The organism is Pseudomonas sp. NY15364, from assembly GCF_048068235.1.
In the GTDB taxonomy this organism is placed as follows: Bacteria; Pseudomonadota; Gammaproteobacteria; order Pseudomonadales; family Pseudomonadaceae; genus Aquipseudomonas; species Aquipseudomonas mendocina_D.
In genome coordinates, this window is the sequence record NZ_JBLUPX010000009.1 from 101521 (window position 1) to 117036 (window position 15516).

At 62.8% G+C, this 15516-nt stretch carries 16 protein-coding genes; 14 read left to right on the forward strand and 2 right to left on the reverse strand.

The window, feature by feature from the left end; genetic code table 11:
- Window positions 1-6: 6 nt before the first annotated feature.
- The 7 genes from fabF to ACNFCJ_RS10325 all read left to right on the forward strand — a co-directional run bounded on the left by fabF (window position 7) and on the right by ACNFCJ_RS10325 (window position 6140).
- Window positions 7-1251 (forward strand): beta-ketoacyl-ACP synthase II, encoded by a 1245-nt coding sequence (gene fabF, locus ACNFCJ_RS10295; RefSeq protein ID WP_416771170.1) that lies wholly within the window; start codon window positions 7-9, stop codon window positions 1249-1251.
- On the forward strand, window positions 1251-2066 hold the full coding sequence (pabC, locus tag ACNFCJ_RS10300) for an aminodeoxychorismate lyase (protein ID WP_416771172.1): 816 nt from the start codon (window positions 1251-1253) through the stop codon (window positions 2064-2066). The genes fabF and pabC overlap by 1 nt, the downstream gene beginning before the upstream one ends.
- 3 nt (window positions 2067-2069) lie before the next feature.
- Window positions 2070-3125, forward strand: coding sequence for an endolytic transglycosylase MltG (gene mltG, locus ACNFCJ_RS10305; RefSeq protein ID WP_416771173.1), 1056 nt, complete (start codon window positions 2070-2072; stop codon window positions 3123-3125).
- Window positions 3126-3134: 9 nt separating this feature from the next.
- Window positions 3135-3767 carry a dTMP kinase gene (gene tmk, locus ACNFCJ_RS10310; RefSeq protein WP_416771175.1) on the forward strand — a complete coding sequence of 211 codons (633 nt, stop codon included), beginning with the start codon at window positions 3135-3137 and terminating at the stop codon, window positions 3765-3767.
- Window positions 3760-4752, forward strand: coding sequence for a DNA polymerase III subunit delta' (locus ACNFCJ_RS10315; RefSeq protein WP_416771176.1), 993 nt, complete (start codon window positions 3760-3762; stop codon window positions 4750-4752). Before tmk ends, ACNFCJ_RS10315 begins: the two co-directional genes overlap by 8 nt.
- 126 nt (window positions 4753-4878) lie before the next feature.
- Window positions 4879-5235: a PilZ domain-containing protein gene (locus ACNFCJ_RS10320; RefSeq protein ID WP_003245164.1), complete on the forward strand. Its 357-nt coding sequence runs from the start codon at window positions 4879-4881 to the stop codon at window positions 5233-5235.
- Between the two features lie 116 nt (window positions 5236-5351).
- Complete coding sequence (locus ACNFCJ_RS10325) at window positions 5352-6140, forward strand: TatD family hydrolase (protein WP_416771178.1); 789 nt, start codon at window positions 5352-5354, stop codon at window positions 6138-6140.
- Between the two features lie 351 nt (window positions 6141-6491).
- Here the strand turns inward: ACNFCJ_RS10325 and ACNFCJ_RS10330 are convergent, their stop codons facing one another.
- A complete protein-coding gene (locus tag ACNFCJ_RS10330; RefSeq protein WP_416771180.1) occupies window positions 6492-7625 on the reverse strand; it encodes an aminotransferase class V-fold PLP-dependent enzyme in 1134 nt (377 codons plus the stop codon).
- A 75-nt stretch (window positions 7626-7700) separates the two neighbouring features.
- Between ACNFCJ_RS10330 and ACNFCJ_RS10335 the strand changes: the two genes are divergently transcribed.
- The 6 genes from ACNFCJ_RS10335 to ACNFCJ_RS10360 all read left to right on the forward strand — a co-directional run bounded on the left by ACNFCJ_RS10335 (window position 7701) and on the right by ACNFCJ_RS10360 (window position 12414).
- Entirely contained in the window at window positions 7701-8324 is a 624-nt protein-coding gene (locus ACNFCJ_RS10335) for a TetR/AcrR family transcriptional regulator (RefSeq protein ID WP_003461933.1), read from the forward strand.
- 79 nt (window positions 8325-8403) lie between these two features.
- Entirely contained in the window at window positions 8404-9372 is a 969-nt protein-coding gene (locus ACNFCJ_RS10340; RefSeq protein ID WP_017677598.1) for a GTP 3',8-cyclase MoaA, read from the forward strand.
- Window positions 9373-9584: 212 nt separating this feature from the next.
- Window positions 9585-10478 carry a radical SAM protein gene (locus tag ACNFCJ_RS10345; RefSeq protein WP_416771182.1) on the forward strand — a complete coding sequence of 298 codons (894 nt, stop codon included), beginning with the start codon at window positions 9585-9587 and terminating at the stop codon, window positions 10476-10478.
- 73 nt (window positions 10479-10551) lie between these two features.
- Window positions 10552-11154: a DUF4823 domain-containing protein gene (locus ACNFCJ_RS10350; protein ID WP_416771184.1), complete on the forward strand. Its 603-nt coding sequence runs from the start codon at window positions 10552-10554 to the stop codon at window positions 11152-11154.
- 104 nt (window positions 11155-11258) lie between these two features.
- Window positions 11259-11828 (forward strand): DUF1285 domain-containing protein, encoded by a 570-nt coding sequence (locus ACNFCJ_RS10355; protein ID WP_099526402.1) that lies wholly within the window; start codon window positions 11259-11261, stop codon window positions 11826-11828.
- Window positions 11829-11883: 55 nt separating this feature from the next.
- Window positions 11884-12414 carry a GNAT family N-acetyltransferase gene (locus ACNFCJ_RS10360; RefSeq protein WP_416771185.1) on the forward strand — a complete coding sequence of 177 codons (531 nt, stop codon included), beginning with the start codon at window positions 11884-11886 and terminating at the stop codon, window positions 12412-12414.
- Window positions 12415-12426: 12 nt separating this feature from the next.
- On the opposite strand, the gene ACNFCJ_RS10365 is transcribed toward ACNFCJ_RS10360, so the two are convergent.
- The gene (locus ACNFCJ_RS10365) at window positions 12427-14199 is read right to left on the reverse strand and encodes a S8/S53 family peptidase (RefSeq protein ID WP_416771186.1); all 1773 of its coding nucleotides are present in this window, start codon (window positions 14197-14199) and stop codon (window positions 12427-12429) included.
- Window positions 14200-14368: 169 nt separating this feature from the next.
- Here ACNFCJ_RS10365 and ACNFCJ_RS10370 point away from each other — a divergent pair, with 169 nt between their 5' ends.
- A complete protein-coding gene (locus ACNFCJ_RS10370; RefSeq protein ID WP_416771187.1) occupies window positions 14369-15508 on the forward strand; it encodes a DUF1624 domain-containing protein in 1140 nt (379 codons plus the stop codon).
- The last annotated feature ends 8 nt before the right edge of the window (window positions 15509-15516 follow it).

Sequence of the window (15516 nt, forward strand, 5' to 3'; positions counted from 1 at the left end):
ATTGCTGTGTCGCGTAGACGCGTCGTGGTTACCGGTATGGGCATGCTGTCGCCGCTGGGTAACGATGTGCCGAGCAGCTGGCAGGGCATTTTGGCCGGGCGCAGTGGCATCGGTCCGATCGAGCATATGGACCTGTCCGCCTACTCCACCCGTTTTGGCGGATCGCTCAAGGGCTTCAATGTCGAGGAATACCTGTCCGCCAAAGAGGCGCGCAAGCTCGACCTGTTCATCCAGTATGGTCTCGCTGCCTGCTTCCAGGCCGTGCGTGATTCCGGGCTGGATATCACCGACGCCAATCGTGAGCGGATCGGTGTGGCCATGGGCTCCGGTATCGGCGGCCTGACCAATATCGAGAACAACTGCAAATCGCTGCACGAGCAGGGACCGCGGCGTATTTCGCCGTTCTTCGTGCCGGGCTCGATCATCAACATGATTTCCGGCTTCCTGTCGATTCACCTGGGTCTTCAGGGGCCGAACTATGCCATCGCCACGGCGTGCACCACCGGCACGCATTGTATCGGTATGGCCGCGCGCAACATTGCCTACGGCGAAGCCGACGTGATGGTTGCCGGCGGTGCCGAGATGGCGGCTTGCGGCCTGGGCATGGGCGGCTTCGGTGCCGCGCGTGCGCTGTCGACGCGTAACGACGAGCCGACCAAGGCCAGCCGTCCGTGGGACAAGGGCCGTGATGGCTTCGTGCTTTCCGATGGTTCCGGCGCCCTGGTGCTGGAGGAGTTGGAACACGCCAAGGCGCGTGGTGCCACCATCTATGCCGAGCTGATTGGTTTCGGTATGAGCGGCGATGCCTTCCACATGACCTCGCCACCCGAAGATGGCGCCGGTGCAGCGCGCTGCATGGCTGCCGCCCTGCGTGATGCGGGTATCAATGCCGATCAGGTGCAGTACATCAACGCGCATGGCACCTCGACGCCTGCGGGCGACAAGGCTGAAGTTGCCGCGGTGAAAAGCGTGTTCGGCGATCACGCCTACAAGCTGTCGGTCAGCTCGACCAAGTCCATGACCGGTCACCTGCTGGGTGCTGCAGGCGCTGTGGAAGCGATCTTCAGCGTGCTGGCGCTGCGCGATCAGGTTGCGCCGCCGACCATCAACCTGGATGAGCCGGACGAAGGCTGCGATCTGGACTTCGTCGCGCATCAGGCCAAGGCCTTGCCGATCGAGATCGCTCTGTCGAACTCCTTCGGCTTCGGCGGCACCAACGGCTCGCTGCTGTTCCGTCGGTTCAACGGCTGATGCTGAGCTGGGTCAACGGCGTGCCCGGCGAGCAGTCGTCGGTTCGCGACCGTGGCCTGGCTTACGGTGATGGTCTGTTCGAGACCATCGCCGTGCGCGGCGGGCACATTCCGCTGCTGGCGCGGCACATGGCGCGCCTGGCCGATGGCTGTCGGCGTCTGTCCATTCCTCTCGATCTGCTTCTCATGGAACGCGAGCTGCTGGCGTTCGCCGGGCAGTTGGGCGAGGGTGTGGCCAAACTCATCGTCACCCGTGGCGAGGGCCAGCGTGGCTACGCGCCACCGCAACCCTGTCAGCCGCTGCGTATCCTGCAATCTGCTGCGTTGCCGCAGTACCCTGCCGCGCACGCCGAGCAGGGTGTGCGTCTTTTTCCCTGCGAGACGCGCCTGGCTGAGCAACCACTGCTGGCCGGGCTCAAGCACCTCAATCGCCTGGAGCAGGTGTTGGCGCGCGCCGAATGGCAGGATGCCGAGTGCGCCGAAGGCCTGATGCGCGACAGCAGTGGCCGAGTCATCGAGGGCGTGTACAGCAACCTGTACCTCGTCGTCGGCGGCGGGCTGGTGACGGCTGATCTGTCGCGCTGTGGCGTGGCTGGCGTGATGCGTGCGGAGATCCTGCAGCAAGCGCAGTTGCTCGGACTGTCTGTCGAGTTACGCGATGTGTCCTACGACGAACTGCTGGATGCCGATGAAGTCTTTCTCTGCAACAGCCTTTACGGCATCTGGCCTGTACGGGCGCTGCAAGAGCGACACTGGTCGGTCGGGCCACTCACCCGTAAACTGCAGGCCATCGTCTGCGACCTACTGAGTAACTAACTGGTGCTACGCAAGATCCTGGTGCTGCTTGAATGCGGCGTGTTGTTGGCTGCTCTACTGGTAGTTGGTGCTGCCTGGCAGCAGCAAAGAGCGCTGGAGCAGCCTCTGCATCTGGCTGAAGAAATGCTTCTGGAGGTGCCGTCCGGCGCTACGCCGAGCGGCCTGCTCAATCGTCTGGAAGCAGAAGGTGTCATCGACAATGCCTTCTGGCTGCGCCTTTACTGGCGCTTCAATCTGAATGCGCCTGCCATGCACAGCGGTGAATATCGTTTACTGCCACAACAAACCGCGCGGGATATGCTCGGGCTATGGCAGCGCGGTGAGGTGGTGCAGTACAGCCTCACTCTGGTCGAGGGTTGGAACTTCCGTCAGGTGCGTGCCGCTCTGGCGCGCCAGGAGCGCCTGGAGCAGCGTCTGGCCGATCTCAGCGATGCGCAGTTGATGGAGCGCCTGGGCCTGGCCGGACAGAATCCGGAGGGGCGTTTCTTCCCCGATACCTATCGCTTTGTTCGTGGTATGAGCGACGAGGATTTGCTCAAGCAGGCTAACGCACGTCTTGAGGCTGTGCTTGCCGAAGAATGGCAAAAGCGCGCCGAGGGCTTGCCCTATCGCGAGCCCTATGACGCGCTGATCATGGCCTCGATGATCGAGAAGGAAACCGGCGTGCCCGAGGAGCGCGGCGAGATTGCTGGCGTGTTCGTCCGCCGTCTGCGCATGGGCATGCGTCTGCAGACCGACCCCACCGTGATCTACGGCATGGGCGAGCGCTACAACGGTCGTATCACCCGTGCCGACCTGCGCACGCCGACGTCCTACAACACCTACACCATCGACGGCATGCCGCCGACGCCGATCGCCATGGTCGGGCGTGAGGCTATTCACGCCGCGCTCAACCCGCTCGATGGCACCACCTTGTATTTCGTCGCGCGAGGCGACGGCAGCCATGTGTTCTCCAACACTCTTGCCGAGCACAATCGCGCCGTGCGCGAATACCAGCTCAAACGTCGCGCCGACTACCGCTCCAGCCCCGCGCCGCGCGCGGCGGCCGAAACTGAATAAGGGCAATCCGTGACCGGTCTGTTTATTACCCTGGAAGGCCCGGAAGGCGCAGGCAAGAGCACCAACCGAGAGTACCTGGCCGAGCGCCTGCGCGAGCAGGGCGTGGATGTGCTGTTGACCCGTGAACCCGGTGGCACGCCGCTGGCCGAGCGGATTCGTGAGCTGCTGCTCGACCCCAGCGACGAGCCGATGGCGGCCGATACCGAGCTGTTGCTGGTGTTCGCTGCCCGTGCCCAGCATTTGCAGCAGGTGATTCGTCCGGCTCTGGCCAAAGGCAGCGTGGTGCTGTGCGACCGTTTCACCGATGCCACCTACGCATACCAAGGTGGCGGCCGGGGTCTTTCCATCGAGCGCATCGCGCAACTGGAGCAGTTCGTCCAGGGTGAGCTGCGTCCAGATCTGACGCTGATTTTCGATCTGCCGGTCGAGGTTGGTCTGGCACGCGCGGCGGCACGCGGGCGTCTGGATCGCTTCGAGCAGGAAGGCCGTGGCTTCTTCGAGGCCGTACGCCAGGCCTATCTGCAGCGCGCTGCGCAGTCGCCGCAACGCTATCGCGTGCTGGACGCCGGGCAGACTCTGGTGCAGGTGCAAGCCGATATCGATGCCTTGCTGCCGAGCCTGCTGGAGGCTTGCCGTGGCTGAGGTCTATCCCTGGCAACAAACGCTCTGGCAGCAACTGGCCGGGCGCACTCAACATGCTCATGCCTATCTGCTACATGGCCCGGCCGGGATCGGCAAGCGTGCGCTTGCCGAGCGTCTGATGGCGCGCCTGTTGTGCCAGAGTCCGAACGGGCTGGATGCCTGTGGCAACTGTAAATCCTGTCATCTGTTGGCCGCCGGTACTCACCCGGACAACTACGTGCTGGAGCCGGAAGAGGCGGACAAGCCGATCAAGGTCGATCAGGTGCGTGAGCTGGTCGATTTCGTGGTGCAGACCGCGCAGCTGGGTGGGCGCAAGGTGGTGCTTCTGGAGCCGGCCGAGGCGATGAACCTCAACGCCGCCAACGCGCTACTGAAAAGCCTGGAAGAGCCGTCCGGCAATACCGTGCTGCTGCTTATCAGCCACCAGCCCAGCCGCTTGTTGCCGACCATCAAGAGTCGCTGCGTGCAGCAGGCCTGCCCCTTGCCGAGCGAGGCGATGAGCCTGGCTTGGCTGGCCCAGGCACTGCCCGAACTGAGTGACGACGAGCGCGCCGACCTGCTGACGCTCGCAGCGGGTTCGCCGCTGGCCGCCGTGCGCCTGCAGGCTCAGGGTGTGCGCGAACAGCGTGCCCAGGCCGTGGAGGGGGTGAAAAAACTGCTCAAGCAGCAGATCTCGCCGAGCCAACTGGCCGAAAGCTGGAACTCACTGCCGCTGAATCTGCTGTTTGACTGGTTCTGCGACTGGGCGCAGCTGATGCTGCGCTACCAACTGACCAAGGACGAGGAAGGCCTAGGCCAGGCCGATATGCGCAAGGTGGTGCAATACCTCGCAGACAAGAGCGCGCAGGCCAAGGTATTGGCGATTCAGGAATGGTTGCTCGCGCAAAGGCAGAAAGTGATGGGCAAAGCCAACCTCAATCGTGTACTGCTTCTCGAAGCGTTGCTGGTGCAATGGGCGGCACTGCCGGCGCAGGATCGCGGCTGAGTCGCGTCGGAGCAGGATTCGGCAGGGCGTCACATTCTGCTGGCTGCCTGCCACCCAGTGGTTTGCGCCGGAGCATGAACAGGCCCTAGAATCAGCCATTAAGCAATAAACGCCAGGAATGTGCTGATGAGCCTGCCACCCAATCTGGGTCCCCGTAACGGAATTCTGTCCCTGACCATCAAGGACAAGTCCGTGCTGTACGCGGCCTACATGCCCTTCATCAAGAATGGCGGCCTCTTCATTCCCACCAACAAGAGCTATAAGCTCGGTGACGAAGTGTTCATGCTGCTCAACCTGATGGATGAGCCGGAGAAGATTCCGGTTGCCGGCAAGGTGGTGTGGATCACCCCGAAGGGCGCGCAGGGCAACCGTGCTGCCGGTGTCGGCGTTCAGTTCAACGATGGTGATAACACTGCGCGCAACAAGATTGAAACCTACCTCGCTGGTGCGCTGAAGTCCGACCGCCCGACGCACACCATGTAATTCGTCGGCCGCGAGCCACCTTTCCCTTGCGGTCGATGCCTCTGCCCTCAGAGCGTCCAGCCAACTGCTGCTTTCGATTACAATTCGGGCTTTCCCTTTGCCCGAGTTTTCCCGCTGTGCTGATCGACTCCCATTGCCACCTTGATCGTCTCGACCTCGCTGCCCATGGCGGCTCGCTGGATGCTGCCCTGGATGCGGCGCGCGCCGTTGGTGTAGGCCACTTCCTGTGCATCGGCGTAAGCGCCGACAACGCCGCCACGGTCAAGGGCCTGGCCGAGCGTTATGACGACGTCGATTGCTCGGTGGGCGTGCATCCACTGGATCTGGAACCGGGCGCCGAACCCGCACTGGACTGGCTGCTGGGTGAGCTGGCGCATCCCAAGGTGGTCGCCATTGGTGAAACCGGCCTAGATTACCACTATGAGCCAGAGTCTGCTGCGTTGCAGCAGGCCTCTTTCCGTCTGCACCTGGAGGCGGCGCGCATCACGGGTAAGCCGGTAATCGTGCATACCCGCGAGGCTCGCGCTGATACGCTGGCATTGCTGCGCGAAGCGGCATTGCCGCAGGCCGGCGTGCTGCATTGCTTCACCGAAGACTGGGAGATGGCCAAGGCTGCACTGGATATCGGCTTCTATATCTCATTGTCCGGTATCGTCACTTTCCGCAATGCCGAGGCGTTGCGCGAAGTGGCGCGCCAGGTGCCGGTCGACCGCCTGTTGGTGGAAACCGACTCGCCTTATCTCGCGCCCGTGCCGCATCGCGGCAAGCCCAACCTGCCGCAATATGTACGTGAAGTGGCCGAGTACCTGGCGGTGCTGCGAGGAGTGAGCTACGAGGTGCTGGCTGAGCAGACCTCGAACAACTTCAAGCGTTTGTTCCCGTTGGCTGGTGTGGCTGACGCTTAACAGCCCGTAGGGGGCGCCGCGCGCACCAGGCGATGTGAGGCGTTGCAGCCATGGTGGGTTACGCCGCACCCAGATCCAGCGAAGCAGTCCGCGACCGTGACAGGCGGCTAACCCACCCTTGGGAACGGCGATCCGCTGAGCAAAAAAAACCCGGACTCTGGGGGATGAATCCGGGTCAAGACCATTAGGAGTAAATCAAGGTACGCGGTCCACGGTACCTTGGCTGGCGGGGCACTTGGGGGGAGATGCCGCACACCAGTACGTTCCAGTATTGGCCATGATCCGCGAGCGTCCAGGCCAAAGTCTGAGTTTTTTAAACGGATTTGGAATACCACGGGCGCTGCTGAGTCCTCACCCTTTTGCCAGCTGGGTTAGCAGGCCCAAGGTCTCTTCGATAACCTGCTCGCTGGTGTAGAAATGCGGCGACAGGCGGACGCCTGGCCCGCGTTGTACACAGATCACCTGTTCCTCGCGCAAGCGCTGATACAGCGCCGGATTGTCCCAGCCCGCCAGGCTGAAACTGAGAATACCGGCACGACGCGCAGGCTCGAGCGGGCTATGGATCACTGCACCAGGCAATTCGCGAATACCATCGTTCAGGCGCTGAACCCGCTCTCCCACCAGCGCGCCGATCCGCTCCATGCCCACTTCCTCGAGCAGCGACAGGCTCGCCTCCAGGGCGAAGGCGCCGAGCATGTTCGGGCTGCCGCATTCGAAGCGTCGTGCACTGCGGGCCGGCTGCCAGTCCTGGCGGGTGTAGTCGCCGGCGTGCTCCAGCATGTGCCAGCCATACTCGTGCAGTTTCAGCTGATCGCGTACCGCACTGCGGCAATAGAACACCCCCAGGCCCTCCGGGCCGAGCATCCATTTGTGGCCGTCGGCCATGGCGAAGTCGCAGTCGTAGGCTTGGACGTCGAAGGGCAGGGCGCCCAGTTGCTGGATGGCATCAATGCAGAACAGCACGCCATGCTGGCGGCAGCCGCGGCCTAAGCGCGGCAGATCGAGACGCAGGCCGCTGGCGAACTGCACGGCGCTGATCGACAACAGGCGTGTACGCGGGGTGAAGGCGGCGAGCAGGGCCGCTTCCGGATCATCACCCTTGAGATTGACTTCGACTACCTCGACGCCCTGGGCCGCCAGTGCCAGCCAGACGATGCGGTTGGAAGGGAATTCCTCGTCGCTGATGATCACCTGGTCGCCGGCTCGCCAGTCCAGGCCGAAGGCCACGAAGGAGAGTGCCTCGGAGGTATTCTTGACCAGTGCAATATCACCGGTGCTTGGTGCGTTCATCAGGCGCACAAGGCGTTCGCGTAGGCTACGCTCAAGTTTCAACCAGTCGGGATAGTCACGCGCACCGCTGCTCACGTTCGCTTCCGAGAACCGTCGAACCGCTTCAGCACTGCGTTTCGGCCAGGGAGCGACCGCCGCATGATTCAGATAGCGCAGTCCATTTTCCAGGGGGAACTCATCATGAAACACGTACATGGTCGGATGATCCGTGCAATTTGGCCGCATTTGGGCATAATAAGCGGCTTCGATTTTTGACCCCGTAGTCCCTTTATGCAGAAAGAACCCCGTAAGGTCCGCGAATTCCGTCGCCGCGAGCAAGAAATTCTCGATACCGCGCTGAAACTCTTCCTCGAACAAGGAGAAGACAGCGTTACCGTCGAGATGATCGCTGATGCGGTCGGTATCGGCAAAGGCACTATCTACAAGCACTTCAAGTCCAAGGCGGAGATCTACCTGCGCCTGATGCTCGACTACGAGCGCGATCTCAATGAGCTGCTGCATTCGGCCGATGTGGATCGTGACAAGGAAGCGCTGTCGCGTGCGTACTTCGAATTCCGCATGCGCGATCCGCAACGCTATCGCCTGTTCGACCGCCTCGAAGAGAAGGTGGTCAAGGGCAATCAAGTGCCGGAAATGGTCGAGCAGTTGCACAAGATCCGTGCTTCCAACTTCGAGCGTCTGACCCAGCTGATCAAGGGCCGCATCGCCGAAGGCAAGCTGGAAGACGTGCCGCCATACTTCCACTACTGCGCCGCCTGGGCCCTGGTGCATGGCGCCGTGGCGCTGTACCACTCGCCGTTCTGGAGCAATGTGCTCGAGGATCAGGAAGGCTTCTTCCAGTTCCTCATGGATATCGGCGTGCGCATGGGTAACAAGCGCAAGCGCGACGCCTGACGCCTGGCATGTCGGCCACGGGACTGTGCCGTGGCCGACATAGCGATATACTCCGGCTCTTAACGAACTGGAGCTCCCAATGATCGTCGACCGCCAGGGCAGACGCTTCCGCAACCTTCGCGTCAGCCTGACCGCTGCCTGCAACTACGCCTGCACCTACTGTGTGCCGAACGGCAAGCGTCTGGTCGCCGCTCAGGACGAACTCTCCGCCGACGCCATGGCGCGTGGCGTCGCTTACCTGATCGAAGCCGCTGGCATCGAGCGCTTGCGCATCACCGGTGGTGAGCCCTTGGTCAGCACGCGCCTGGAGCCTTTCCTGCGCCAGGTCAGCCAACTCGGCCTCGACGATATCAGCCTCACCACCAACGGCCAGTTGCTCGAGCGCAAGCTACCGCTGCTGGTCGAATGCGGTATCCGCCGTCTCAATGTTTCCCTCGATACTCTCGACGCCGACGCTTTTCGCAGCATCGCCCGCGGCGGCGACCTGGCCACCGTGTTGGCGGGTATGGAAGCGGCGCGTGAAGCCGGGATGAAGATCAAGGTCAACATGGTGCCGTTGCGCGGGCAGAACCTCGACCAGGTGCTGCCACTGCTCGAGTACTGCCTGGAGCGCGGTTTCGAGCTGCGTTTCATCGAACTGATGCGCATGGGCCATCTGGCGCGCGACCCCAACGCCTTCAACCAGCAATTCGTTGGTTTGCCCGAGCTGCTGGAGCTGATCGGTAGCCGTCACCAGTACGTGCAGGCCAGCGCCCCGGTCGACGCTACCGCGATGCGCTACGCCATTCCCGGCGCCGGTCATTTCGGCGTGATCGCCAACGAAAGCGTGCCGTTCTGCCGTACCTGCTCGCGCCTGCGCCTGTCGTCTACCGGCTGGCTGCATGGCTGCCTGTCGTCGAGCAACCGCCACTTCGTCGGTGACTTGTTGGACAAGCCGCGTCACCAGGCCTTGCCAGCGTTGCAGCGATTGCTGGTCAAGGCGTTGGGTGACAAACAGGATCTGGCCTTCTCTGGTGGTGTGACGGTGATGAAGATCATCGGCGGCTAGTGGGCTGATCACGGTAGGGTGTGCCACGCGCACCGCCGACAGTGCTGCAGGGTGAGCTTTAGCCCACGATCCGTTCTAGAGCCCCGTCCCACCTGAGTTAAACGCAACCTGAGCGGCATGCAACGGTTGCAGGTCGAGGCCCAGAGTGGCTCGGCAGTCACTCCAGGCCCGGATAAACTGCCGGGGCGCCAACCAACCGAGTGACTGCCTGCATGCCCGCCACCTTTCCCATCGCTTACATCGAGCCAGTGTTTCGCCCGCCGAGTGAGGCGCAGTCGCTGATTCTGCCGGTCACCAACGGCTGCTCCTGGAACCAGTGCACCTTCTGCGAGATGTACACCGCGCCGCAGAAGAAATTCCGCGCCCGCTATGAGGCGCAGGTGCTGGAGGAGATTCGCCGCGCTGGTGAGCAACTGATCGTCAACCGGGTGTTCCTCGCCGATGGTGACGCGCTGGTGCTGCCGACTCGGCGTTTGCTGGCCATCCTGCAAGCCATCCACGAATACATGCCCGAGGTGCGTCGGGTTTCGAGCTATTGCCTGCCGCGCAACCTGCGCAAGAAATCGGTGGATGAGCTCAAGGAACTGGCCGATGCCGGATTGAAGATGGCCTATGTCGGCTGCGAATCCGGTGATGACGAGGTGCTGGCGCGGGTCAACAAGGGTGAGACTTTCGAATCCAGCCTTAGCGCCCTGGACAAGCTTGGCCAGGCCGGCATCACCCGCTCCGTGATGATTCTCAACGGGCTCGGTGGTCAGGTACTCAGCGATCAGCATGCCGACAACTCGGCGCGCCTGATGAACGAGGCCCAACCTGAGTACCTCTCTACTCTGGTGGTCAGTTTCCCCATGGGTGAGGGTCGCTTTCGCGAGCAATTCGCCGATTACCAGCCGCTGACGCAACTGCAGCTATTCGGTGAGGTTGAGCGCCTGCTGCAGGGGCTCGAACTGCAGCAGACGGTGTTTCGCAGTGATCATGCGTCCAACTACCTGGTGCTGAAGGGCAACCTGGGGCGTGACAAGGCACGTCTGCTGGCGCAGGTACGTGAGGCTATCGAGCGGCCGCAACAGGCCAATCTGCGTCAGGAGTGGCAGCGCGGGCTTTGACGAGGCTGGCGCAGAACCTGCATCTATCCCTTATCCGCCGGTTTTCCGTCACCGGCACGAGGAGGATGGATTCATGCGTAACCTGCTTCTACTGGTGGCGCTGCTGAGCCTGACCGGGTGCATGAAGGTCAGTGATCTGGCCAGTGGCGCCGAATACCACCTGCGAGATGCCGGGTTTCTCGATCACGGTCGCACCGAGCGCATGGCCTCGCGGCGCCTGCAGCAGGACTCCTTCATCTACATCGCCCAGGGCCATTTCGTGCCGCCGGGCCACGGCTATCCGCGGCCAAACGTAGTGGCCGAGGAGGCCTTCAAGGGCTTCGTCGAATACTTCCCGCTGGTGCGCCGCGCACGTGAGCCGGCAGGCCTGGACGAAGCCATGGCCGAAGCCCGTGCCGCCGGCGCGCATTATCTGCTGTACAGCCGTTTTGCCTACAGCGACGACCGTATCGGCACCCTGGAGGAGTGGGAGGACCAGGAGGCTGTGGATCGCCTTGGTACCGACCGCGCCTCGATCCAGCTGATGCTGATCGAGACCAACACGCGTTATCTGGTGGACACCGCGCGGATTCGCAGCCGTGGCGGATTCCTGACGTTTTACGACGCCCAGCCGCAGGACCTGATCGGCCCGCCGCTGCATGACTATGCGCGTAGCCTGTTGGGTGTGGGGCGCTAAGAATAGGGACAATCGGCGCGCCGCTCTTGTGGGAGGGGCTTTAGCCGCGACAGGTGGCACGGTGTATCCTCGTCCGTTCGAATCGAACTGGACGAGGAAAGACCATGAGCGATCCAGGCAAGGCGGGCGATCTGCTGGCGCAGATCCCCAAGGGTGAAGGCAAGGGCCTACCTCCCGTGCACCTGTGGAATCCCGATTTCTGTGGCGATATCGACATGCGAATCGCCCGCGATGGCACCTGGTATTACCTGGGCACGCCCATCGGCCGCAAACCCATGGTGCGGCTGTTTTCCACGATCATTCGCCGTGACGGCGACGACTACTTCCTGATCACGCCGGTGGAGAAGGTCGGCATCCAGGTCGAGGATGCGCCCTTCGTCGCCGTGACCCTGCAGGTCGAAGGCGAGGGGGAAGCGCAGGTGCTGCGTTTCACCACCAACGTCGAGGACGAAGTGGTCGCAGGCGGCGAGCATCCTATCCGTGTCGAGATCGACCCTGCGACACTCGAGCCCTCGCCCTACATTCTGGTGCGGCGTAACCTCGAAGCGCTGATTCACCGCAACGTGTTCTATCAGCTGGTGGAACTGGCGGTGGAGCGCGAGGTCGACGGAGAACCCTGGTTGGGTGTGTGGAGCGCCGGGGTGTTCTATCCCATCGGGCCTTCTCCGGCCTGAACGGGCGATGCGCAAGCGGCGCTGGCGCACCCCATGGATTTGACAGGAGACGCATATGGATGAGCACCGCATCGAAACCGAACGGCTGACGCTGCGCCCACCGCAGCTGCAGGATGCCGACGAGGTGCAGCGCCTGGCCGGTGATTTTCGTATTGCCGATGTCACCAGCAGCATTCCCCATCCCTATCCGGCCGAGCTGGCGCAGCAGTGGATCGAGCGCTGCGCGCAGGATTGGGCCAGTGGCACGGCAGCCAACTTCATCATCACCGAGTCGGCCAGTGGCACGCTGGTCGGCAGTATGGCGCTCAAGGATATTGGCCGAGGCGAGGCCGAAGTGGGCTACTGGATCGGCGTGCCTTACTGGAGCCGTGGCTATGCCAGTGAGGCCTGCAATGCGCTGGTGGAGTTCGCCTTCCGCCAGCTTCGTCTGCGCCGGCTGCACGCCAGCCACCTGGCGCGCAACCCGCAATCCGGCCGGGTGCTGTTCAAGGCCGGTTTCCGTCACTTGGGCCTGGGCCACAGCCAGTGCGGCGCCCAGGGCAAGGTCGAGCCGGTCGAGCTCTACGAGCGGGTTTCCGGCGAGTGACCTGAACGGCCCTCAACGCACCCGATCGCGACTCTGCACCGCCAGGTCCAGCGCCTTCTGCATATCCAGCCGCGCCGAACGGCCCACGTCCTTGTCGCTCATCTTGTAATTGCGCTCCGATGGCAGGATCGGCGCGGTCAGGTCTTCGGCGTCCATCGGTTCGAAGTCGTAATCACCGCCGATGGTCATGGCACTGCGCCGTAGCAGCATGCGTACCTGTTCCGGCTGCAGGCGCGGATTGATCGACAGCATGGCGGCGACCACGCCAGTGACCAGGGGCGTGGCGTAGGAGGTGCCACAATGCACATCGCCGGTGGCATCGACCTCTTGGGTGGAAGCGCGGGCACAGGCGGCGGCGGTGATATCGACGCGCATGTCGACGTTCGATGAGTCGCGTTTGACCACGTAAGTCGGGTCGTCGATTTCGGAGTCCTTTTCCTTGCTGCGCTGATGCCCGCCGACCACCAGCAACTGCTCGGTGATGAACGAGGAGGGCAGGCGGTATTCGTCCCGGCCGGAGAAGGACGAACCGTTGCCGGCGGAGTTGATCACCAGCACGTCCGGGTGTTCCTCGCGCAGCCAGAGAAAGAACTCCTCCAGCAGCTCTTCGTAGCCGCTCATGGCGATGCCGGAGCGCACCAGCGAATCGATCTCGTCACCTTCGACATTGCGCGTGCCGACGCGGTGGATGCCCCAGCTCCAGTTGAGTACGCGCACGCCGTCTTCCACCAGGTTCACCGAGGCGGCGATGTTGGCGGTGATGCCGGCGTCCGAGTTGCGCTCGACGATCACCTCGAAGCCCTGGCTGGTCTTGTCCAGCCCGCGCAGGAAACCGGTGTTGCCACCCTTGTCCCAGTGCGCGGCGAGAATGCCGGCCACGGTGCTGCCGTGGTTGTCCGGCTCGTCGGCATCACGCGCATAGACGCAGGTGCGCGGCTTGCCATCGGGACAGGCGCCGAGGTAGTCGGCGAAGTCGGGCGCATCGAAATCGACATTGCGCTCGATCACGCCGACGCGAATCGGCTCGGCTTCGATGGGCGTTTCGCCCGCCGGGATGCGCCACTGGTAATAGTTGACCGCATCCATGAAGCGGTTCGCGGCCCATTCCTCGGAGTTCTTTTCCGGTTTATGTGCTGACTTGCGGGCGGCCTCGCTTTCTTCTCCACGCTCCGGTGCGCTTTCTTCCACCACCACAGCATCGACGCTGACTTCGTTGCCGATACGTAGCACCAGCGCATCGCGCTCGGTCAGGTTCTTCACTGGCAGGCGCAGTTGGTAGACGTTCAGCGGTGGGATGGCGCCGACTACCTTGGCGTCGTACTTCTTCGCCAGGCGCTTGGCCTCGTCGAGGCCGTCGTGGCTTTCCTCGATCAGCAGGCTGACCAGGTCGACATAGGTGGTCAGGCCATCCATGTTCTTCGCCACTTCATCCGGGCCGGCAGCGAGCACATGGCTGCGGTGCAGCGACAGCCACACTGGATTGCTGGCGCGCGAGTCGTCCTCCAGCCACAGCGGTGCGCTGCGATGTTTGTCGCTGCTCAGTTGCAGACGCAGGCCATCGCCAGTGCGCTTGACCGCCGAATCAGGCAAGGTGTCGTCGCCGAGGTGCAGCTTCGGCAGCTTCGCGCCCAGGCCACGCGCCTGCATGCACCACTCCTGCTTTTCACTGGCGAGCAGGTCGCCGCAGCGTTGCAGGCTCTGGATGCGCAACGGTTCCTGCGCCTCGGCAAGAGGGCTGAGCAGGGCCACGACGAAAGCGGAAAGGAGGGCGCGGCTGGGCAGCATGGGGCAGGGTTTCCTTGACGATTGTCCTGCATTTCCGACTGCCTTCGCCGCGCTTCGTTCAGCTCGGTTGCACGCTAACGGTAGTTAGGAATACCTGCGTAAGAGAGTGCTGTTATACCTATCTATGTTATAGTGTTACGTTCCAGTGGCGCCCTTCTCGAAGTCCTCCATGTCCTCCAATCGTCTGCTCTCGATCGACGCCCTGCGCGGTTTGGTCATCCTCTTCATGTTGCTCGATCACGTTCGCGAAACCTTCTACCTGCACCAGCAGGTCGTCGACCCGATGGACGTGACCGCCACCGATCCTGCGCTGTTCTTCAGCCGTACCCTGGCGCATCTGTGCGCGCCGGTATTCATCCTGCTCACCGGGCTTTCGGCGTTTCTCTATGGCGAGAAGCAGATGAGCCGGGCGGCGACCAGCGCCTTTCTGTTCAAGCGCGGGCTGTTCCTGGTGGTGCTGGAGTTCACCCTAGTCAACTTCGCCTGGACCTTCCAGTTCCCGCCCATGGTGATCTACCTGCAGGTGATCTGGGCCATCGGCCTGAGCATGCTGGCGCTCGCTGCGCTGCTATGGCTGCCGCGCACGCTGTTGGCCGTGCTGGGTCTGGCGCTGGTGGCCGGGCACAATCTGCTCGATGGGCTGCACTTCGGCCCAGAGTCCGCGCTGCATATTCCCTGGGCGATCCTGCATGACCGCGGCTGGCTCGAGTTTTCCGAAACGTTACGCCTGCGCACGTCGTACCCGGTGCTGCCGTGGATCGGGGTGATCGCCCTGGGTTATGTGATCGGCCCGTGGTTTCGCGGGTCGAGCGCGCCCGAGCAGCGCCTGCAATGGCTGCGTCGAGTCGGGTTTGCTGCGCTGGCGCTGTTCGTTCTGCTGCGCCTGCTCAACGGCTATGGCGAGAAGCCCTGGATCGTTGAAGAAACCGCGCTGCAAACGCTGATGGGCTTGTTCAATATCACCAAGTATCCGCCGTCGCTGCTGTTCCTGGCGCTGACGCTGGGTATCGGCCTGCTGCTGCTGGCAGCCTTCGAGCGCCGCAACGACGGGCGCCTGGTGCGTACCCTGGCGGTATTCGGTAGTGCGCCGATGTTCTTCTACCTGCTGCACCTGTATGTGCTGAAGTTGCTCTATATCACCGCCCTGGCTATCTGGGGCGCGAACCAGGGGCACTACTTCGGCTTCGATTCGATGGAGTGGGTCTGGGCTACCACCGTGCTGCTGGCGCTGGTGCTGTTTCCACCCACGCAGTGGTTCGCTCGGCTCAAGGCGCGGCGCCGCGACATTCGCTGGCTGAAGTACCTCTAGGAATCTCT